We start from the raw sequence: 21,553 nt of genomic DNA, 5'->3' as shown, positions 1-21,553 counted from the left end.
CTCAGGCACCTTTTTTTATTCTCCTATTGGTTGTCTATAAGGTTCAAATGGAATTTTAAGTAAACTACCCAATCGGTCGTTCTCTTCGGGTTTCATGTGTGTATCAATGCCATAGATAATTTTATCACGGTCGAGTGTCATGTATGTACCAAAAAGTCTATCCCAAATGGAAAAAATATTTCCGTAGTTTGAATCAGTATATGGTTGCACATAATGATGGTGTACTTTGTGCATATCTGGCGAAACAATTACCCAGCTAATGGCATTATCAAGCCATTTTGGAATGACAATATTAGCATGATTAAATTGTGAAAGCAGCACCGAAATAGCTTGATACATAAATACCATCCACATCGGAGCTCCCGCAATAACAATTCCTGCGGTTGTAAAAATAAACCTGAAAACACTCTCACCAGGATGATGACGGTTGGCAGAAGTTGTATCTACATTTGTATCTGAATGATGAACCAAATGGAATTTCCACATCCATTTTACCTTGTGCTCTGTCCAATGTACAAACCATGCTCCAATCGAATCAAGTAGTAATAAACCAACAATTGTAAATGCCCATAATGGCATTGTTGGCAACCATTGCAGAATACCAAAATGATTATTTACCGCCCATTCAGCCGATTTAAGCAAGATAATAGCTAATGCGAAATTGATAATAATCGTTGTCAGCGTAAAGAAAATATTGATTCCTGCGTGCTTAAACTTATTGTACTTAAAATTAAAGAGTGGAATAGCATACTCTGCCATCCAAAAGAAAGCAATACCACCAATCAAAATCGCACTTCGGTGCGTTGAAGGGATTGTGGCAAAATAATTGATTATTGATTCCATGTGGTTTAAGGTGTTTAGTTTGTTTGTCAAAAATAATATCTAAAACCATTGAATAATAATTTTTTGAAGTATATTGTTCAAAAATATTTATATTTTTTCTTTTCTTTGTACCATTAAACATTGCTGCATGAAAAAGTGTATTTTCCTTGACCGAGATGGTGTATTAAATGAAGAGCAACACGACTACGTTAGTCGAAGGGAAGATTTCGTAATTCGCGAAGGAGTTATAGAAGGTCTCTCGCTACTAAAAAAAGCAGGATACATGCTTATCGTTGTAACCAATCAAGCGGGCATAGCTAAAGGTCTATATACCGAAAATCTAGTACGAGATTTTCATGAAATACTACAAGCAGAATGTGGTGGCATTATTGACGATTTATACTTTGCCAAACACCATCCTAATTACACCTCAAATTCTCTTTTACGTAAACCTGATTCGCTCATGCTTGAAAAGGCAATGGCTAAATATCAAATTGACTCTACACAATCTTTTATGATTGGTGATGCCGAGCGTGATGTAAAAGCAGGGAAAAAAGCTGGTGTAAAAACCATACATATTACGGGAGGGAAGGAAACAACAGACTTAGCTGACTGGCAATTTGGCAGTCTGCTAGAAGCTTCACGTTTCATCACAACCCTTGCCTAATTTTGAGCTGATACTCAAATTATGCGTGGCGTTTCTCAATGGTATTTTTTGGAGCTGTTTTACCGTAGGCAGGGCATTGTTGGCGTTTGCATGAAGCCATTGAAGCAACCACAATTAAGCTAAAAATCAGTAATTTAACTTTCATTAGAATTTTATTTTGGGTCTTTTGATATAAACTTTGTGTAGAATTTTTAGGTACTACACAAAGTTTTTTTATTTAAACGTACTACTAAATAAAATATTTTACGAAGCAGCTTCTTCTACCATCTCTTCCGCATTTTTCTTAGCTTTTTTGGCTGGAGTAGTAATTTTTGCAGGCTCACTCTTTTTATCTTTAAAGCCCAATATTTTCATCATCGAATCGCTGTCTTGCTCAGGCGAAAATAATTCCGTAATAATATTACCTTCATCATCTAAGTTTACCAATACGTGTTGCGGAGCTGGAATTAAACAGTGCTGAATACCACCGTAGCCCCCCAATGATTCTTGGTAAGCACCCGTATGGAAGAATCCAATATACTGGTCTTCGTTATCAATGTCAAAAATTGGCAAATATAAATCTTCCGAATGAGCCTCTGTATTATAAAAATCGGCCGAATCGCAGGTTAATCCACCAAGATTTACTTTTTCGTACGGACTATCCCAGTTATTTACTGGCATCATGATATACTTTTGACCAATCCCCCACGAATCTGGTAATTGAGTAATAAACGAACCATCAATCATGTACCAAAGCTCACGGTCGTTTTGTTGTTTTTTATCAATTACTTTATAAATAACTGCCCCACTCTCGCCCACTGTATAGCTACCAAATTCGGTAAAAATATGTGGTACTGGAACGTTATTTTTATTACAAATCCACTGGATATTTTCAATAATTTCATCAATCATCGCCTGATAATCATAATTGAATACAAGCGAAGTTTGAATCGGTAAACCGCCACCAATATCAATAGAATCAAGTTCAGGGCAAAGCTTTTTCATTTCGCAGTATTTAAACATAAAGCGTGTCAATTCTGACCAATAATAGGCATTATCTTTAATACCTGCGTTGATAAAGAAATGAAGCATTTTAAGTTTAAATCTCGGATTTGGCTTAATTTTTTCCAAATATAAGCTATTGACATCGTTATAGCGAACACCCAAACGAGAAGTGTAAAATGCAAAGTTCGGTTCTTCATCGGTAGCAATTCTGATACCTAAATTCACCGCTTCTGCTTTCGAGTGCTCTAAATAATAATCAATTTCCTTAAGATTATCTAAAATCGGAATACAGTTTACAAAACCATCATTGTGCAAAGCCGAAATTTCTTCCAAATACCTCGGGCGTTTATAGCCATTACAAATAATGTATGTATTCTTATTAATTTTTTCTTCCTCATACAAGGCTCTGATAATGTCCATATCGAAAGAAGAAGAGGTTTCGAGGTGAACATTATTCTTGAGGGCAGTTTCGATAATGAAACGAAAATGCGACGATTTCGTGCAATAACAATAAGTATAACTTCCTTTGTAATTATACTTTTTCATGGCATTTCTGAAAAGTAGCCTTGCATTATCAATATGTTCTGCTATCTTTGGCAAGTACGTAATTTTCAGAGGTGTACCATACTCTTTAATAATATCGGTTAAGCGAACATTATTAAATAACAAAGTATGGTTTTCATCAACACCAAACTCACGTGTCGGAAACTCAAAAGTTTGCTCGATAAGGTCTATGTAACGTTTCATATTTAAAAAGTAGTGCTATTGATTAAGTAACCAATAAATCCACTAATAAATTTTTGGTGCCTCAAAACGGCAGGTGATGGAAATTTGAAAATTATGTGCAAATGTCATATTAAATTAAGAACTTTGCAATGAATTTATTAGCTTCTTTTAACTATAAGCATTTAGTTATTATTATTTAGCTAAACAAATTTTTCTTAATAGTTGAAAAACTACACTTTTGAACTAAAATTTTAAAAGCCAATAGCCATTCGCTAACGGCTGATAGCTTTTTTATATGTCGAAAAAAATACATTTCATAGCTATTGGTGGTGCTGTTATGCACAATCTTGCCCTTGCTTTACACAAAAAAGGGTATCAAGTTACTGGTTCTGATGATGAAATCAACGACCCCTCAAAAAGTCGCTTGGCAGCTGTAGGTATTCTTCCTGCTGAATTGGGCTGGTTTCCTGAAAAAATCACGGCCGATTTAGATGCAGTCATTTTAGGAATGCACGCTTTTGCTGATAACCCTGAACTGGCCAAGGCTCAAGAACTAGGACTAAAAATATATTCTTTCCCAGAGTATATCTACGAACAAAGTCAAAACAAACAACGTGTAGTAATTGCTGGTAGCCACGGAAAAACCAGTATTACCAGTATAATTTTGCACGTATTAAAATATTACAATCGTAAATTCGATTATCTAGTAGGTGCACAGATAGAAGGATTCGATGTGATGGTACAACTAAGCGATGACGCTCCAGTGATTATCATTGAAGGTGATGAATACCCAGAATCAAAAATTCATCTTAAATCGAAATTCTTATTCTATCACCCACATATTTGCCTACTCAGTGGTATCGCATGGGACCACTTCAATATCTTCACTACTTTTGATAGCTACGTACATACATTCGAAGAATTAGCCGATGGACTTCCTAAGGCTGGAAGTATCGTGTATGATGAGACTGATGATATTGTAAAAGTAATTGGCGAAAAAGACCGATTAGATGTATCGAAGTTTCCTTACAAAGCACATCCTTACAAAGTTGAAAATGGAAAGTGCATTTTGTTAACAAAAGAAGGAGAAGTAGCACTACAAATTTTTGGTGAACACAATATGAAAAACCTCAACGGTGCTAAGATTATTCTTGACCGTTTAGGCATCACCGATGAAGAGTTCTATCAGGCAATCCAACATTTTTCTGGAGCTTCAAAACGCTTAGAGAAATTAGGCGAAAACGCCAATACACTTATCTATCGCGACTTCGCTCATGCCCCTTCAAAGCTTGAAGCCACTACCAAAGCAACTAAATCTTTATTCCCTAATCGCCGATTAGTAGCATGTTATGAGCTACATACTTTCAGTAGCTTGAATAAAGATTTCTTGCCACAATATGAAGGAAAAATGGATAGTGCCGATACGGCTATCGTATTTTATACTCCTCACACCTTAGAAATGAGACGTTTACCGATGATTACACCAGATGATATTAAAAAGTCTTTTGGTGATGACAATCTAATGGTATTTACTGATGCTCAACAACTAAAAGATTTCTTAATGAGCCAAAACTGGTTCCAAACTAATCTACTCATGATGTCATCAGGCACATTTGGAGGAATTGATTTGGCCCAATTAGGTCAAGGTATATTAGCTAAAGAGGTTATCGAAGAATTTCCGAAAGTAAAAGTGATATCTGAGCCTAAAGAGGATAATTCATGGTCGGGCTTGCTTTCTACTTTCAAAAAGGTTTTTGAAGGTTAATAAAAATCCATACGCTTTCGTTATAAAAAGTGCCGTGACTAAAAAACCATACCTGCTGAAATTCAGTTTCTATGGATAAAAAGATTTTCTATTCATTTAGTTATGGATATTAAAATTGTAAAGAAAGATGGAAGAAGTTAAAAAGAAGCCAATCCCTCCTTTGAGAGCAACAATTCGGTTTAGTTCTTATCCGAATGAAATTTGGAAGGAATTCAAGCCAAAGGGGGCAAAACGCCGCTATATGGCCTCAAACTTAGGCAGAATAGCCTCGTTTTACAAAGATTTACACGAAGATGGTTACATCTTAAAACCCAGCAAAGGAAACCCAACAAGTGGCTTGCGTTTAGCATTAAAAGTGTATTTTGTTGGTGATAAAATTGGAGTGAAAGGTAAACCGATTAGTGAATCTAAAAATTTGTCATTCCCGGTTCATAACATTATCGCTGAATTATTTTTAGGTCCTCCAGGAGAAGATGATGAGCAAGTAATCCACCTCGACCACGACAAGTATAACAACGAAGTAAGCAACTTAAAATGGGCTTCTAAGGAAGAAGCTTGGGCTCATTTCAAGAAAAGTGAGCACTACACACCTGTCCAAAAAGGCCAGAAGCTAACTATCGACAGGGTTCGTCTTATTAAAAGAAAAATATTAGAAGGTAAAACTAAGCAATCGCTTCTTGCTAAGCAATTTGGTTTATCAGAAATGGGTATTTATCGCATAAAGACCGGTAAACTGTGGCGACACGTAACTGTTTAAACATACATCCAAAGAAAAAGGTAAGACTTTTGAGTCTTACCTTTTTTTTTGGATCAATAAGTATATATTTACATGCCGCTTATGCATAATTACCTGAAATATAGCCTTGTAAAGAAGCTATTTGAGATTTTTGCTCTTGAATAATCGAAGAAACAACATCGTTGATAGAAATGATTCCTACTAAAATGGCATTCTCCATTACTGGAAGGTGACGAATGTGTTTTTCAGACATTATCTGCATGGCCATTTCAAGTTTATCCTCCATTTCAACCGTAATCACATTAGCTGTCATTACATCACTCACTGGTGTATCATCTGAATGACGACCCTTCAATACAATTTTCCGAGCATAATCACGCTCTGAAAATATACCCGATAACTTACCCTCATCAATGACCAATACGGCTCCAATGTTCTTATCGGCCATCTCAACCAACGCATCATATACTGTTGTACTTGAAGTTACTGAAAAAAGAGCGTTAATCTTCTTACCTTGTAAAATTTGACGGATTTTCATGAGTTAATTTAAGGGTTAAAGCGATTATGAATAGTGAATTGAATACAATATGCTAAATAAAATCAAATAAAACAATAGTTTGAAAAATAAAATTATTTCTTTAACTTTGCAACCCCAAATGGAGTTTCTTCCCCCAAGAAGAAAGCATCAATTGGAAAAATTAATCAGATAATTGTAAATTATAATTCAAAATCATGTACGCAATCGTAGAAATCGCAGGGCAGCAATTTAAAGTAGAAAAGGGTCGCACACTCTATACACATAGATTAGAAGGTGATGTGAACGCTGCACTTGTATTCGACAAGGTTCTTCTTGTTGACAACAGCGGAGCAGTATCAGTAGGTACTCCGACTGTTAGTGGTGCTTCAGTAAAAGCAACCATCTTAGAGCACTTGAAAGGCGAAAAAGTAATCGTTTTCAAGAAAAAGCGTCGTAAAGGATATTTTTTTTGTTAAGAAGAACGGTCACCGTCAGTATTTGACTAAAATTCAAATCGACGAAATCGTTGGATAATTTTATCCCTCTGAAATTAATTTAAAATATTCATTCATCACACCTGCAAGTTTCTCAGAAATAAGTAGGTTAATATTTCAAGAAATCATGGCACACAAAAAAGGTGTAGGTTCGTCGAAAAACGGTCGCGAATCAGAAAGCAAACGCTTAGGCGTTAAATTGTTCGGTGGTCAAACAGCAATCGCTGGAAATATCATCGTACGTCAACGTGGTACAAGACACAATGCAGGTGCAAACGTAGGTATCGGTCGTGACCATACTTTATTTGCATTGACAGATGGTGTTGTTGAGTTCAAAAAAGGACGTGACGGCAAATCATTTGTAAGCGTTGTAGCAGAAGCTTAATTAAATTGCGGTTCGCCGCCCAGACGTTGAGTAGTCAATATTCTTCAGTCTATAATAAGAAACCTGTCAGCAGACTGACAGGTTTTTTTATGCCAAATTCAAACTAATTTCATATTATATTTGTTGAAAAGTTATGGCAATTAGGCAATATCGCAAAGTCTATTGCATTCCTAACTAAGTAATTCATATAAATATCAGGTGTATCATAAACTGAAAATAAATTAAACATATAATTTATTCATACGTTTACTCACTCAGAACTCACAAAACAATGTTGCAAAGACAAGTAATGATTTATACTGAGCTAAGTCCGAATCCAAATTCGATGAAATTTGTATTGAACTTCGAACTTGCTCCCGAAGGACTTTCATTTGATTATCCAACAATCGCCTCAACTGCCGAAGAATCTAAGGCTTCTCCATTGGCAGGCGATTTATTTCAATTTCCATTCATTCGCCGTATTTTCATCGCCTCAAATTTCATTACAATCACTAAAGATGATGAAACAGAATGGGAAGATGTGGTTTATGATATTAAGAAATTCTTGAAGATTTTCTTCGAGCAAAACAATTTAGTATTTGCTCAAAAAACTATTGATAAAAACACGCTTATTGTTGATGCAAATGATACGGCAGTAATAGCTAAAATAAAATCTACGCTCGACCAATACGTTCGTCCTGCGGTAGAATCAGATGGTGGAGCCATTAATTTTGCTTCATTTGATGAAATTTCAGGCCAAGTAAAGGTTTATCTTCAAGGCTCTTGTAGTGGTTGCCCTTCATCAACAATTACACTTAAAGATGGTATCGAGCGTTTATTAAAAACAATGGTCCCTGAAGTGAAAGAAGTAGTAGCTGAAGGAATCTAAGAAATTCAATAAGTACGCAATTTTCTAAATTTAGGCCTGCAAGAGAAATATACCCTCTTGCAGGTTTTTTATTAAATTTACCACTCGTTTTTTAGCATAGAAATAAACAAACATAAAATGATAAAAATAGGTGTAATTAATGTTTCTGACCGTGCAAGTGCGGGTATTTATGAAGATATTCCAGGAAAAGCAGTGGTAGAAACCCTAAAAGAATATTTAGTTTCTGATTTTGAAACCGTTTACAAGGTAATACCTGACGAGCAAGATTTAATTTCTAAAACCCTCATTGAAATGGCCGATGAGCACGGCTGCTGCTTGATAGTAACCACTGGAGGTACTGGCCCTGCCCCTCGCGATGTTACACCTGAGGCAACCGAAGCGGTGTGCCAGAAAATGATGCCTGGTTTTGGCGAATTAATGCGTCAAGAAAGCCTTAAGTATGTTCCAACTGCCATTCTTTCACGCCAAACTGCTGGAATTAGAAATAAATCGTTAATTGTAAACCTACCGGGTAAACCTAAAGCGATACGTCAATGTCTCGATGCGGTTTTCCCTGCTATTCCTTATTGTATTGATTTAATAGAAGGGCCTTATTTGGTGTGTAATCAAGAAGTGATGAAAGAATTTAGACCTAAAGCTTAGTTTCTAAAAGCTTATATAAATAAAATCCCCAATTCTTTTAGGAACTGGGGATTTTATTTATGACTTCGACTAATTACAGTTTACCATCTGCCTTCAAATAAGTCTTATTACCATTTGAATTGATATAATACTGTCCACCACGAGGCCCTTGGAAGATAGTACGGCCTTTCTCGTCTTTACCAATTTGCTTGTCAGCACCCGCTACTTTCTTACGAGTAGAAGCATCTGCTTCTTTGCTATCATCTTTGGTATTTGGCTTTGGAGCGGGCTTAACAGTATTGTCTTTATCGTTGGCCTTTTTCTCTTTTTTATCTACTTTTTCTGTCTTTTCTTTTTTATCAGTCGATTTTTCCTTCGCGTCTGATTTATCTTTTTTATCAGCTTTATCCTTTTTGTCGGCTCTATCCTTTTTGTCAGTTGCTTTTTCCTTAGCATCTGATTTTTCTTTTTTATCGGCCTTTTCTTTTTTGTCTGCTTTATCTTTCTTATCAGCCTTTTCTTTTTCTGGCTTATCTTTTTTATCTGCTTTTTCTGTCTTTGCCTTTCCCTTCGAACCACCCTTTGAGCCTTTCTTCTCATCTTGAGCTGTTGAAGTCATGACAGCCAAACTCAAAAAGCACATAAATAATAGTGAAAATAAGTTTTTCATGTTGTTAATTGGTTTTGATTTTTGTAAATGTTTAACTTTAGTCTATTGGAATAAAATCTGCCAAATGTAAGTAAACTCTAAAAGAAGTTGCAATACTTTTAAGCATATTTTTCTGTTTAAACGTTAACAACTAAAGATTTATCATAAAACACGCAAGAATTAACCTTTTTTTAATCCTATTACTATTTCGATGTATGATATTATAATAAAATTACATTACAGAAAATACACAAATTTTTTCCAAGCAGAGAAAAGTTGATAAGAAACTCCAGCGATAATAATCATAAGTAAAAAAATATGGCACGCCTACAAAAAGTAAGACGTGCCATGTTGTATTCAAATATTTGAATTTATTTTCTATACATTAAATCTGAAGTGCATCACATCACCATCAGCAACTACGTATTCTTTTCCTTCAATTCTTAGACGACCAGCGTCACGACAAGCAGCTTCAGAACCATGCTTCACGTAATCTGCAAAAGCAATTACTTCAGCTTTGATAAAACCTTTTTCAAAATCGGTGTGAATCACACTAGCAGCTTGTGGGGCTTTCCAACCTTCTTGTATGGTCCAAGCTCTTACTTCTTGTACACCCGCCGTGAAATACGTGCGTAAATTTAAAAGTTTATACGCCGAACGAATCAAACGATTTAAACCCGGTTCGGTTAAACCATATTCTTCCAAGAACATTAGTTTATCATCGGCATCTTCTAATTCGGTGATTTGAGCTTCTACCGAGTTGTTCAAGACTATCATTTGTGCTTTTTCTGCATCAGCAACCTTTTGTAGTGCCTCCGAATATTGGTTTCCAGTAAGCATCGAAGCTTCATCTACGTTGGCTACATAAAGAACAGGTTTGATAGAAAGCAAAAATAAATCAGCAATGGCCGGTAGTTCTTCTTTCGTAAGACCTAATTCACGAACACTTTTGCCTTGCATCAACCATTCTTGGCAACGCTTCAAAACATCGTATTCTGCTTTAGCTTTCGCATCATTTCCTACACGAGCTTGTTTCTCAATTTTTTGCATTTTCTTTTCGACACTCTCCAAATCTTTCAATTGAAGTTCAGTATCGATAATTTCTTTATCGCTAACGGGGTTAATTGCACCTTCTTCACGTAAGATATTTTCATCTTCAAAACATCTGATTACATGAATAATGGCATCTACCTCACGGATATTTCCTAAGAATTTATTACCTAAACCTTCACCTTTACTTGCTCCACGTACTAAACCAGCAATATCAACAATTTCGATTTGTGTCGGAACAATACGATTAGGTTTCACTAATTCTGCTAATTTATTCAAACGCTCATCTGGCACATCAACTAAACCCACGTTAGGGTCGATGGTACAAAAACGATAATTACTTGCCTGTGCTTTTGCACTATTAGATACTGCATTGAAAAGAGTCGATTTGCCTACATTAGGCAAACCTACGATACCGACTTGTAAAGCCATATTTTTATAATAGTTTGTTGGTTTGGAGCCAATACAAACCTTTGTTTAGTTTATTTATTAAATGAGGGTGCAAAATTACGATAAAAGCCTCAATTATCAATCATTAATTCAGCTTTAAATAGGAGAACATCGTTCTTTGAGAAGTATAAAAAAATATCTTTCCAAACACCTATTAAGAAAGGTATTTAAAAAGATATACTAGTGAGAGGTTTAGTTTAATAACCAATCACAAGAAAATGGTGTTTGGCAGAGGTACTAATCCCACTTTAAATCTGAACCGCCACTTGCATAATCGTCATCGAGGGCTTCAGCATTATTGCTGGTTTCTTCATTTTTGAATTGGTCGAAATCGTAATCAGGCATTAGTTCGCTCTTAATGTGCTCAACTGTTTCTTGAAGTGCATCCAAGAACTTGTTGAAATCTTCTTTGTAAACGAACATCTTGCTTTTTTCGAAAACAAATCCACCATCTTTTTGGAAACGACGGCTTTCAGTAATAGTTAGGTAGTAGTCGCTCGAACGAGTACTTCTTACATCGAAGAAATAAGTACGTTTACCCGCTCTTACACGCTTGGAGTAAATTTTGTCTCTGTCTTCTCTTTCCACAATCCTTTTAGGTTTTAGAGTTTAGAATGAATTCCAAATATATAATTTAATTATTTTTATGAAAAATTTTTATAATGTTTTTTAGTTAAAAATTATATTATTTTCATTTCAAACTATACAAAACTTATACCTAAGACTACTTTTTCTGATGGGGTGAAATATCTTTTTGTTTCGGTCATTGCGAAAAAATTCGTAACTATGCACTTCGTAATCAACTTTAGCGAATAATGATATTGAAGAGAATAAGCTTATTTTTCCTCTTTTTAATAGCAAAACCCCTATTTATATACAGTCAAAACGCAGTTTTAGGCTCTGAGTCATCAGGAATAGCTTCCTATTATGGCAAGAAATTTTATGGCAGAAAAACAGCAAGTGGTGAAATTTTGAAGAAAGGTGAATTAACTTGTGCACATCCATCGCTGCCTTTTGGTACGATGCTTGAAGTAACAAATTTGGCTAACAATAAATGGTGCATTGTAAGAGTTAATGATAGAGGGCCATTCAGAAGAAGTAGAATTTTAGATGTTTCGCACGATGCTGCAGAACTTCTTGATATGTTTCAAAGCGGCACAGCCAAAGTTAAAGCAATGGTTGTAGGCGATAATGGTGTAGTAATTATTACTCGACCAGAAAGTATCATTGAAAATTCGATGAACCTCGTGGGGCCGGAAGAAGAAAATAAAATTGCGGTGATAAATCCACCCAATGTGCTAAAAAAGACAGTTCCTAAGCCTAAAAAAAAGGCAGTAAAAAAACAAACAAAAAAGAAAACAAGCCCTAAAAAAGCAGCTGCCAAAAAGCCAAGTAGCACAACGAAAAAGAAATAGTTATGTTAGATTTAGCAAAAATACGTGAATATGGCAATGTTGAATTTTTAGCCAAACAATTGGTTGAAGGATTTATCACTGGCTTACATAAATCGCCTTTTCATGGATTTTCGGTTGAATTTGCAGAACACCGACTCTATAATACTGGAGAAAGTACACGCTATATCGACTGGAAGGTATTTGCTAAAACTGACCGACTGTACGTAAAACGTTATGAAGAGGAAACCAATCTTCGTTGTCATTTACTAATTGATACATCTTCTTCGATGTATTATCCAGAAAAAAATAATGGAAAAATTGTTTTCAGTACTTTGGCTGCGGGAGCTTTAGCATACATGCTTCAGAAACAACGTGATGCCGTAAGTTTACTTAGTTTTTCCGATAAAATAGAGATTCAAACCCCTGTAAAATCTACACCTTCACATATACACAAGATTTTCATGGATTTGGATACACTCCTCCAAAAACCAAAGCCGCAGAAAAAAACTTCCGTTGTGGATACACTCCACGAAATTGCCGAAAAAATTCATAAACGCTCATTAGTTGTTATTTTCAGCGATATGTTTGATGACATCAACAATTCTGAAAGATTATTTTCGGCTATGCAGCATCTTCGCCACAACTTACATGAAGTATTGCTTTTTCACGTAATTGATAAAAATACTGAAGAAGATTTTAATTTCGAAGAACGTCCGTACGAGTTCATTGATTTAGAAACAGGCGAAAAAGTTAAAGCACAACCATCTCAGGTAAAAGAACAATATCAAAGTGCCATCAAAGGGTTTTATCATGATTTAAAACTCAAATGTGGACAATATAAAATAGATTTTATTGAAGCTGATATTAATCAAGGCTTCGACCCTATCTTATCTGCTTTTTTAGCAAAAAGACGAAAATAAGCTAACTATCTTCTCTAAACATAAAAAAGCCTAACATTTCAAAGGATTTGTTAGGCTTTCACATGATAACTATTAGATAATCTACCTTCTATATCTTTTCAATAAATCAGTTCGTTGGGCAATTAGGAAATAACCTAAAATAAAAATTATCAAAGGCAAACAGCTCCATAAACAACCAATTGTATAATTTCCTAAAATTACACTTGACCATGCCCACCAATAACTTCCGCCCACAATGAAGGGATATGAATAAACTAGAAAAATTAGAGCCCAAGGAAAAAAACGACGAGTTGTTCTTGGTGAGTCAAAAACCAAAAAAGCCAAACCCGCAATCATGAACCACGGTATAAAAGTTAGTCCCCCACAAATTTGTATAATAATCATTACAGTCCTCATGAACCTAGCAGTTTTTTTCGTCAAAAATCACTCAATAATTTAAAAAAAGCAACCTTTTGATTCAAAACTTATTAAACGGACTTAGTACAAAAAGACACCAAAGTGGCTGTAAATCAATGCTATCCAGTAAGTGGCGGTGTATTTTCCAGTAAGTGGTAGAATTACTTGTCATTCTGGAATTCTGCACACCTTATTGTTGCAATTCTCTAATGGCCAACCATGACATTAAACCAGGACCAATCTCAAGAGCCGACTCATCAATATCAAAAGTAGGTGTATGTACTCCAGAAATAATCCCCTTGGCTTCATTGCGAGTACCAAGACGATAGAAACACGAGTCAACCACTTGAGAATAAAACGCAAAATCTTCACCTGCCATCCAAAGGTCAAGGTCAATTACATTGTCACTTCCCATATAATTAATCGCTTCTGCCTTCATTCGGCGAGTAAGTTCTGGATGATTTTTTAAAAAAGGATACCCTCTCACAATTTCAAATTCACACTTAGCACCCATTGCCTCTGAAATACCCTCAGCCATTTTTTTCATACGACGAAGCCCATCTTCACGCCATTCTTCATCCATGCAACGGAATGTGCCTTGAATCGTAACTTCATTCGGAATTACGTTTGTCACACCATCAGCAATAAATCGACCAAAAGATAGCACCGAAGGATTAGCAGGCTTACGGTTTCGAGATATTATTTGCTGTAAAGAAACTATCACATGTGACGCAATAAGCACAGGGTCAATCAGCTGGTCAGGCATTGCTCCGTGTCCACCTTTACCTTTAATGGTCATATATATTTCATCAGTGCTAGCCATGTACATTCCTTCCCTAAAACCAATTTTTCCAACGGGAATATTGGGTGCCACATGCTGCCCAAGCATACTTGCTGGTGAAGGATTTTCAAGTACGCCTTCTTTAATCATAATTGATGCTCCACCAGGTGCTTTTTCTTCGGCTGGTTGAAAAACCAATTTCACAGTTCCTTCAAATTCCTCGCGTAATTGATAAAGTATTTTAGCAGTTCCAAGCAATGATGAAGTATGAACATCATGCCCACATGCATGCATCACTCCTTCATTTTGCGACTTATATGGCACATCATTTTTCTCAAAAATAGGCAAGGCATCCATGTCAGCCCGTAAACCAATTACCTTACTTGAAGGATTTTTACCCTCAACTAAAGCTACCACCCCAGTATTTGCAATACCTTCTTGTGGTGTTAGACCAATATCTTTAAGCCTTTGAGCCACAAACTTTGCAGTATTATATTCTTGAAAAGACAACTCGGGATTTGTATGTAGATGTCGGCGATTAGCCACAACCTCAGCTGCATAATCTTTGGCTAATTGCTTTATTTTTAAATCAATTGACATGGTAAATAATTTAATATATGATGAAAGAACCCAGTCCGAACTTTAAGCAAGGACAATCTATGCACAAAAATACAAGTCGATGTACTACTAAAAAATAATTCATTAGTATTTTACAATTTTAGGCTTAAATTTTAATGAAATCTCAGAAACACCTCGTTATTATTAAACATAAGTAATTGGCTTGAAATTTGTAGATTAGTTTGCATCTATTCTTTAAATCTTTGAATCTAATGAAACGGATTAAATTTATCGTTTTACTACTTCTAATGGGAAATGCTTTTGGTCAAAATCAAGACCCATACCTATTATCTATCAATGAATTTGACCGTAAACTTCATGAAAAAATTGAAAATGCTCAACTGTTAGATGTTCGCACACCTGAAGAATATTCACGAGGACATCTGAAAAGAGCTATCAACCTAAATTTTAATGATGATACATTTGAAGACCTCATTAAAGCAAAATTAGATAAATCCAAACCCGTGTTTGTTTATTGCTTTTCAGGAAGAAGAAGTACCGATGCTGCAGTATTTTTACGAGATTTGGGCTATAAGGAAGTCTATGATATGGCAGGAGGTTTTGCTAAATGGACTTCATCAAGCAAACCTTATGTATCAAACAATACAACTACTCAACCAATTGCAGCTTTTACCCTCGATAACCTTGACAAAATCATAAAAGAAAATAAAATTATTTTGGTTGATTTTTATGCGGAATGGTGTGGCCCCTGCAAGAAAATGAATCCGATTTTGAATAAAATAGCCGATGAACACAAAAACATCAAATTACTGAAGATAGATGCGGAAAAGAGCGATAACATTGCCACTATTTTTAAAGTCGATGAGATTCCAACCTATGTAATTATCAAAAATGGAAAACAAGTGTGGCGTGGAGTTGGCGAAATGGAAGAAACGGAGTTAAAACAGGTTTTGACCAAATTGAAATAAAGCTAAAGAAATTGAGACTTTTATTTTCGGGTAGAAAGGCAGTACAGAAACACTGCCTTTTTTTATGAGCCATCAGCTCCCAAATTTCCGTAAAAAACAACCAAATTTCACAAAAAACCAACCAAATACTAATTTAGGCTTCGCTTATCGCTATACGTATAATAACTTTAGATATTGAAACAAAATAACGATAAGCCTTGCCTGCTTAAATGAAACAACCAACTTACCTCATAATTTTACTTATCACTTCCGATTGGATTTGGTATGGACTTATTATGCTTCTTCTTTTGGTTATGCTTGGTTTTAGCTTGTTAAAGTATTTCAAGAAAAAAACAGAAACGGGGCTATTAGAAAAAATTATTGAACTTGAAGGTATTATGGGGAATCAGCAGTTCTTATATGGAAATCTAAATTCAATAAAGCAATATATTTTGCAGCATAGCCCACTAGAAGCAGCTCAGTATTTGACTGAATTTACCAATCTTTTAAAAACACTTTCGAATAGTTCGAAGCAAAAAAGCATTACCCTTTCGCAAGAAATTGAAACCATACTTTTATATCTTGAACTAGAAAAAAAGAGAGTCGGTGAAGATTTTTCGTTTTTTCAGGAAATTGAAGCCAATATAAAAACAGAGGATATTCAAGTAAAACCGCTTTTTGCTTTTAAACAAGTAGAGGAATTAATTAGAAAACAACAAAACCAATTAAAGCTGCATCTGGTTGTAAAAAAGGTGGGTGAAAGGCTTTGTTGTAAAGTTGAAAGCAATGTATTCAGTACAAATTTTGTGATAGAGATTCCAAATAAATATTCAGCCTAACGCTTTTTAGAGTTTTGTTTACATACCTATATTTTGAGCTAAATTTCCGAAAAAGTGTATGTATACCCATTTTCTACAAACTCAGGGTCGAGCCTAACTGCCTTTAAATTTTGGAAATCAATAATTCACTCGGGCCATTCTTGATGAGGATAAAACTCAACTTGGATTATTGCAAAAATAAGTTTTTAAAATTTAGTTTTTCTACGAACAACTGATTATTTACAACTAAACCTACATTTTATCATTGTTTCTTAGATAAATTAGGATTTTATTTGCAGAAAAATTCCTATTCAATGCAAAAAATTACCATTGCCGTTGACGGCTATTCGAGTTGTGGCAAAAGTACGACCGCCAAGAAAGTAGCTGCACGTTTGGGTTATAGCTATATCGATACTGGTGCTATGTATCGAGCGGTTACCCTTTATTTTCACCAGCATTTGGTAACACTCACAAATGATAAAGAAGTAGCCAAGGCCTTAGACAATATTCAGATTGAGTTTAGAAGAAACGCCCATGATGGCCGAAATGAAACCTATTTGAATGGCCTTAATGTAGAAGATGAAATCAGAAAACTATATATTGCCAATAAAGTTAGCGAAGTAAGTGCCATTCCAGCGGTGCGTCATGCAATGGTTGCACAACAAAGAAAAATGGGAAAAAAGAAAGGTGTGGTGATGGATGGAAGAGATATTGGTACTGTTGTTTTTCCCGATGCCGAATTGAAGATTTTTATGACAGCCGACCCAATCATCAGAGCTAATCGTAGGCAAATTGAATTAAACGAGCGTGGCGAACTAGTTGATATTGAGGACATTATCGAAAATATTAAAAAGAGGGATTTAATTGATACCACTCGTGCAGAAAGCCCGCTTCGAAAAGCTGAAGATGCCATTGAAATTGATACCTCATATATGACACTCGACGAACAAGTAGAGAGTGTTTGTCTATTATCAGATGCTGCTTTAAGTAAGGTTCTTGGTAAATAAATCCTTTTAATCAGCAGCATAACTAAAAAAGCTCACATTATTCGTGAAAAATCTTGATTATATTATTGTAGGACAAGGCATTGCGGGGTCTATATTAGCTTACAAGCTTATGAAAGCTAATAAGAAAGTCTTGATTTTTAACGATGAAACATTACCAACCTCATCGTCGGTAGCAGGAGGAATTTTCAATCCAATTACAGGTAAAAATCTAGATAAAACTTGGCTTGCAGATACAATTTTCCCTTTTCAAAGAGAATTTTACACCTCCCTTGAAAAAGAATTTAAGTCTAATTTCTTTCATGAGACCAACTTGTTTCGTCCATTTGCCAATGAGCAGCAACGCAAGCACTTTCTTCGACTCACTGATGAATACGATTTGGGCAATTATCTTAGAATAGTACAACCTAACCCAAGCCTATTTTCTGCTATAAATAATGAATTAGGCGGACTTTATACTACATCAGCGGGTTGGGTGGATGTATCATTAATGCTCAGTAATTTTAAAGTTTTTTTTCAAACAAACGAAAACTATCAAGCTGAAAAACTTGATTTTTCTGAATTGAAAATATCTGAAAGCCATATTTCTTATAAAAATATTCAGGCCAAACGAATTATCTTTTGCGAAGGATATTATTCAACCCAAAATCCTTACTTCAATTGGATTCCTTTTAATCCGGCCAAAGGCGAAACCTTGATAGCTAAGGTAGAAGGATATAGCATAAATGAAATTATCAACCAAGGCTTCTGGATTATTCGCCTTTCTGAAGGAAAATGCAGATTTGGCTCAACCTACATCTGGGACCGTCTCGATTGGGAACCTACCGAAAGTAGTCTCGAACTAATTAGCTCAAAAGTAAGTAAATTTCTTACGTTGCCTTACCAAATTACTAGTCAAGAAGCAGGAATAAGGCCTACTACCAAAGACCGCCGCCCATTCATGGGCAACCATCCTACGCATCATAACGTATATATCTTTAACGGACTCGGTACTAAGGGCGTTTCGCTTGCACCCTACTTTGCCGAAGAAATGCTCGGTTTTTTAGAAACTAATAAAGTTTTAATAGCCGAAGCTAACATTGAGCGTTTTTATTCGTTATATTCGTTGTAAGATAATTGCGTGCATTTTAAACAGAAATAGCACAAAATCGGATATTCTTGGAAATATACAAAGGCATGGAAAATTTATTTACTCTACGTCGAATAAGCACTGGAATTTGCTTTATGCTTATATTGGGCATGGGTAGTGCTTCTGCACAAAGCTATTTCTCTTCTACACAAGAAGAGTTTGGTAAAAGTCGTATCCAATACAAAAGGTTCGAATGGCTTACAATTAGGAGTAATAACTTTGAATTTAACTACTATCGAAGTGGTGATAAGATTGCTCAGAATGCAGCAAAAATTGCAGAAGGAGAATACGACCGCATAACCGAGTTACTTGGTTATACTCCCTTCACCACCATGAAGATTTTTTTGTATAATAATCCCAAAGAATTAGAGCAAAGTAATATTGGCCTTACTGCACCTATTGATTTAGATGGCAGTATTCTAAATTTAGCAAAGTCACGCGTTCAGATTGCATACAAAGGCAATGAAGAAGAATTCAAACAGCAGTTAATTCGTCAAATTGCACGTTTATTTGTTTATGACATGCTCTATGGTGGAAGCTTGAAGGAAGTATTACAAAGCTCTCTTTTACTAACCGTTCCAGAGTGGTATATGGCGGGGATATCTGCGTATATTTCGGGAGAAAATGAAAATCCGCTCATCCTCGACCGCATGCGTACGGCGATTTTAAAGAATAAAGACAAAAAACTCGAAACCATACAGGGAAAAGATGCAGAAATTATTGGCCAATCTATTTGGAATTACATTGCCCTTCGATACGGTAAAGATAATATTTCAAATATTTTGAATCTTACTCGAATTATTCGAACGGAAGAATCGAGTATTACAAGTACACTTGGCGTATCCTACACCAGATTTCTAAAAGAATGGAGAGAGTACTACATCAATAATCAGTATGCCAATAGTGAAGAAAAAAGTACAGATAGTAATTTAAAAAAAGCAGAAAACAATGCTTCAATAAAAACAATTGAAACGAAGGAAAAGCTTGTGCTAGGAGCTGGAGAAGTAGATACTGACAACTATGAATTTGATGCTGAAAATATTATCAAATCTTTGGCAGCCGAAGCTACAAAAAACAAGAATGAAGCACTTGATAAAACTACCCAAAAAACTGGCAGATTCAAAGAAACATTGAAGATTAAAGGCCCTGTTGCTTATGAAAATATTGTAATAGCCAATGATGTAAAGTCAGAGTTTTTAGTTGACCCAGTCAGACGATTAGGCATGCAAAATACCCTAGTAATGAATGATTTACTAGAAAATCATAGTATCAAACTTGGGCTTTTCATAACCCCCGTTCTTCGTAATCATGATGTATATTTAGGTTATAACAATAATGTAAAAAGAGTTGATTGGGGGGTAGATATACAACGCCGTTCGATTGCTTTAAGCGAATTGGATAATCGAAGTCTTTATCTATTTCGCCCCTTAAATATCAATTCACCAAATACAACTGTATTAAGTATTGACCGCCGCTTATATTACAACCGATTCGCTGCTCATGCATCTTATCCATTCAGCCAGAATTTAAGAGCTGTTTTCACACCTAATGTTTTATCGACCTCTGATATTGACATTGCTGATTTAGGTAAGAAAAATCTACAATCTATTTACATGGGCTTTAGAGGTGAGCTTGTTTATGATGATACAAGCCCGCTATTTAGTAAAGTACTCATTGGTACAAGAGCTAAAATTCGTATTGACCGTTCGTATAGTTTCAACAACAAAAATGAAAACTTTAGCCGAATGGTCATAGATGCTCGTCATTACCATAAACTTTTCGGAAGTTTGATTCTTGCCGGTCGTATTTCTTACAGTCGTTCGCTAGGTAACTCACCAAAAGTAACGATGCTCGGAGGGGTTGAGAATGCTATTAACCGCACAATTGAGCCAAGCAATGGGCAAACAGTTGGCGTGCCAAGAGACTTGAGAGATATTCTATTTTATGATTTTTCGGGTAATTTAAGAGGTTTTAATTTTGCAAAATTATACGGTACAAGTCATTTACTTACTAATCTTGAGCTACGATTACCATTAGCACAATATGTATCAAAAGGCTCGCTTACTTCTAATTTCTTACGTAATCTTCAATTTGTTGGTTTTACCGATGTGGGTACTGCATGGTATGGTAATAAAGGGCCATTTAATCGCCAAAATAGCTTAAATACAGAAGTTATTGGAGGTGGAACAAACTCATTTAGAGCTACTGTAACGAATTTTAAAAACCCATTTTTAGTAGGCTATGGATTTGGTGTTCGTACGACTATCCTAGGCTATTTTGTAAAAGCTGATTATGCATGGGGACTTGAAGATAAAGAGGTTTCTTCACCAAAACTTTATCTTTCATTAGGTTATGACTTTTAATTTATCACTGATAAAATTCTTTACAAAAACACCCGCCCAAACGGGTGTTTTTGCATTATTGTAAGTACTTCAAATAATGCAAAGTGTAATGAATAAGTACCTTCATTTTAGGCAATATTTTACTTAAAATTCAAACCCAATTCTTCAAAAAAAATCCTAAAGGATAATCTCTTGATTTTGTGATTTTTTTATCTAATTTCACAAAATGGAAATTTTGTTTAAAATCCTACCACGCTTTTACTTTTTTTAAACACCCTTCACCACCACATTCCTGAAATAATCGCTATTTTGCGGTGTTTTTAAGATAATGATACCTTTTAAAAAGAACTGGCACAGTTTTGGATATGCTTTAGATGATAATTCTAATACGCCTTAATCTCTGCTCAAAATAAAAGTTCGTACGTGCTGTTACAATTTTTTTTGAGCATTTTATTACGTGTAAAAAACTTGCCAATGAAATACAATTTTACAAAACGTGCAATCCAAGC

Annotated in this window: 22 protein-coding genes and 1 pseudogene; 14 read left to right on the top strand and 9 right to left on the bottom strand. The window is 35.3% G+C overall.

Annotated elements, in window-relative coordinates:
- Positions 1 to 15 precede the first annotated feature (15 nt).
- A complete protein-coding gene (locus A6M55_RS01015; protein WP_064196173.1) occupies positions 16 to 843 on the bottom strand; it encodes a sterol desaturase family protein in 828 nt (275 codons plus the stop codon).
- Positions 844 to 970: 127 nt separating this feature from the next.
- Between A6M55_RS01015 and A6M55_RS01010 the strand changes: the two genes are divergently transcribed.
- On the top strand, positions 971 to 1,489 hold the full coding sequence (locus A6M55_RS01010; protein WP_015029451.1) for an HAD-IIIA family hydrolase: 519 nt from the start codon (positions 971 to 973) through the stop codon (positions 1,487 to 1,489).
- A 19-nt stretch (positions 1,490 to 1,508) separates the two neighbouring features.
- Here the strand turns inward: A6M55_RS01010 and A6M55_RS17620 are convergent, their stop codons facing one another.
- Together A6M55_RS17620 and A6M55_RS01005 are read right to left on the bottom strand one after the other, a co-directional pair.
- Entirely contained in the window at positions 1,509 to 1,634 is a 126-nt protein-coding gene (locus A6M55_RS17620; protein ID WP_015029450.1) for a hypothetical protein, read from the bottom strand.
- Between the two features lie 98 nt (positions 1,635 to 1,732).
- The gene (locus A6M55_RS01005) at positions 1,733 to 3,220 is read right to left on the bottom strand and encodes a decarboxylase (protein ID WP_015029449.1); all 1,488 of its coding nucleotides are present in this window, start codon (positions 3,218 to 3,220) and stop codon (positions 1,733 to 1,735) included.
- 274 nt (positions 3,221 to 3,494) lie between these two features.
- Here A6M55_RS01005 and murC point away from each other — a divergent pair, with 274 nt between their 5' ends.
- The gene (gene murC, locus A6M55_RS01000) at positions 3,495 to 4,964 is read left to right on the top strand and encodes a UDP-N-acetylmuramate--L-alanine ligase (protein ID WP_015029448.1); all 1,470 of its coding nucleotides are present in this window, start codon (positions 3,495 to 3,497) and stop codon (positions 4,962 to 4,964) included.
- 127 nt (positions 4,965 to 5,091) lie between these two features.
- Positions 5,092 to 5,721 carry an HNH endonuclease gene (locus A6M55_RS00995; protein WP_015029447.1) on the top strand — a complete coding sequence of 210 codons (630 nt, stop codon included), beginning with the start codon at positions 5,092 to 5,094 and terminating at the stop codon, positions 5,719 to 5,721.
- Between the two features lie 79 nt (positions 5,722 to 5,800).
- Here A6M55_RS00995 and A6M55_RS00990 read toward each other — a convergent pair whose 3' ends face one another.
- Positions 5,801 to 6,238 (bottom strand): CBS domain-containing protein, encoded by a 438-nt coding sequence (locus A6M55_RS00990; protein ID WP_015029446.1) that lies wholly within the window; start codon positions 6,236 to 6,238, stop codon positions 5,801 to 5,803.
- 194 nt (positions 6,239 to 6,432) lie between these two features.
- On the opposite strand from A6M55_RS00990, the pseudogene rplU reads away from it, so the two are divergent.
- The 4 genes and pseudogenes from rplU (at position 6,433) to mog (ending at position 8,606) form a co-directional block, all read left to right on the top strand.
- Positions 6,433 to 6,751: pseudogene (gene rplU / locus A6M55_RS00985) on the top strand (50S ribosomal protein L21).
- An 87-nt stretch (positions 6,752 to 6,838) separates the two neighbouring features.
- Positions 6,839 to 7,096 (top strand): 50S ribosomal protein L27, encoded by a 258-nt coding sequence (gene rpmA / locus A6M55_RS00980; protein ID WP_015029444.1) that lies wholly within the window; start codon positions 6,839 to 6,841, stop codon positions 7,094 to 7,096.
- A 271-nt stretch (positions 7,097 to 7,367) separates the two neighbouring features.
- Positions 7,368 to 7,964: a NifU family protein gene (locus A6M55_RS00975; RefSeq protein WP_015029443.1), complete on the top strand. Its 597-nt coding sequence runs from the start codon at positions 7,368 to 7,370 to the stop codon at positions 7,962 to 7,964.
- Between the two features lie 117 nt (positions 7,965 to 8,081).
- On the top strand, positions 8,082 to 8,606 hold the full coding sequence (gene mog, locus A6M55_RS00970) for a molybdopterin adenylyltransferase (RefSeq protein WP_015029442.1): 525 nt from the start codon (positions 8,082 to 8,084) through the stop codon (positions 8,604 to 8,606).
- Positions 8,607 to 8,679: 73 nt separating this feature from the next.
- On the opposite strand, the gene A6M55_RS00965 is transcribed toward mog, so the two are convergent.
- The 3 genes from A6M55_RS00965 to A6M55_RS00955 form a co-directional block, all read right to left on the bottom strand.
- Entirely contained in the window at positions 8,680 to 9,255 is a 576-nt protein-coding gene (locus tag A6M55_RS00965) for a hypothetical protein (protein ID WP_064196172.1), read from the bottom strand.
- A gap of 357 nt (positions 9,256 to 9,612) precedes the next feature.
- The gene (gene ychF, locus A6M55_RS00960) at positions 9,613 to 10,716 is read right to left on the bottom strand and encodes a redox-regulated ATPase YchF (protein WP_015029440.1); all 1,104 of its coding nucleotides are present in this window, start codon (positions 10,714 to 10,716) and stop codon (positions 9,613 to 9,615) included.
- Positions 10,717 to 10,971: 255 nt separating this feature from the next.
- Positions 10,972 to 11,322: a DUF3276 family protein gene (locus tag A6M55_RS00955; protein ID WP_015029439.1), complete on the bottom strand. Its 351-nt coding sequence runs from the start codon at positions 11,320 to 11,322 to the stop codon at positions 10,972 to 10,974.
- A gap of 227 nt (positions 11,323 to 11,549) precedes the next feature.
- Between A6M55_RS00955 and A6M55_RS00950 the strand changes: the two genes are divergently transcribed.
- Positions 11,550 to 12,149 carry a septal ring lytic transglycosylase RlpA family protein gene (locus tag A6M55_RS00950; protein ID WP_064196171.1) on the top strand — a complete coding sequence of 200 codons (600 nt, stop codon included), beginning with the start codon at positions 11,550 to 11,552 and terminating at the stop codon, positions 12,147 to 12,149.
- A gap of 2 nt (positions 12,150 to 12,151) precedes the next feature.
- Complete coding sequence (locus A6M55_RS00945) at positions 12,152 to 13,048, top strand: DUF58 domain-containing protein (RefSeq protein WP_064196170.1); 897 nt, start codon at positions 12,152 to 12,154, stop codon at positions 13,046 to 13,048.
- Between the two features lie 81 nt (positions 13,049 to 13,129).
- On the opposite strand, the gene A6M55_RS00940 is transcribed toward A6M55_RS00945, so the two are convergent.
- The gene (locus A6M55_RS00940; protein WP_156510955.1) at positions 13,130 to 13,432 is read right to left on the bottom strand and encodes a hypothetical protein; all 303 of its coding nucleotides are present in this window, start codon (positions 13,430 to 13,432) and stop codon (positions 13,130 to 13,132) included.
- A gap of 202 nt (positions 13,433 to 13,634) precedes the next feature.
- Positions 13,635 to 14,825, bottom strand: coding sequence for a M20 family metallopeptidase (locus A6M55_RS00935; RefSeq protein WP_064196169.1), 1,191 nt, complete (start codon positions 14,823 to 14,825; stop codon positions 13,635 to 13,637).
- 230 nt (positions 14,826 to 15,055) lie between these two features.
- On the opposite strand from A6M55_RS00935, the gene trxA reads away from it, so the two are divergent.
- The 5 genes from trxA (at position 15,056) to A6M55_RS00910 (ending at position 21,065) form a co-directional block, all read left to right on the top strand.
- Positions 15,056 to 15,772: a thioredoxin gene (trxA, locus tag A6M55_RS00930; RefSeq protein ID WP_064196168.1), complete on the top strand. Its 717-nt coding sequence runs from the start codon at positions 15,056 to 15,058 to the stop codon at positions 15,770 to 15,772.
- A gap of 209 nt (positions 15,773 to 15,981) precedes the next feature.
- Positions 15,982 to 16,590, top strand: a complete 609-nt coding sequence (locus A6M55_RS00925; RefSeq protein ID WP_064196167.1) for a histidine kinase — start codon at positions 15,982 to 15,984, stop codon at positions 16,588 to 16,590.
- A 293-nt stretch (positions 16,591 to 16,883) separates the two neighbouring features.
- On the top strand, positions 16,884 to 17,576 hold the full coding sequence (gene cmk, locus A6M55_RS00920; RefSeq protein ID WP_015029432.1) for a (d)CMP kinase: 693 nt from the start codon (positions 16,884 to 16,886) through the stop codon (positions 17,574 to 17,576).
- A 43-nt stretch (positions 17,577 to 17,619) separates the two neighbouring features.
- Positions 17,620 to 18,684, top strand: a complete 1,065-nt coding sequence (locus A6M55_RS00915) for an FAD-binding oxidoreductase (RefSeq protein ID WP_064196166.1) — start codon at positions 17,620 to 17,622, stop codon at positions 18,682 to 18,684.
- A gap of 65 nt (positions 18,685 to 18,749) precedes the next feature.
- Positions 18,750 to 21,065: a hypothetical protein gene (locus A6M55_RS00910; RefSeq protein WP_082892885.1), complete on the top strand. Its 2,316-nt coding sequence runs from the start codon at positions 18,750 to 18,752 to the stop codon at positions 21,063 to 21,065.
- Positions 21,066 to 21,553: the final 488 nt, after the last annotated feature.

The organism is Emticicia sp. MM (assembly GCF_001649495.1).
This window is presented reverse-complemented; position numbering and strand designations above follow the sequence as displayed.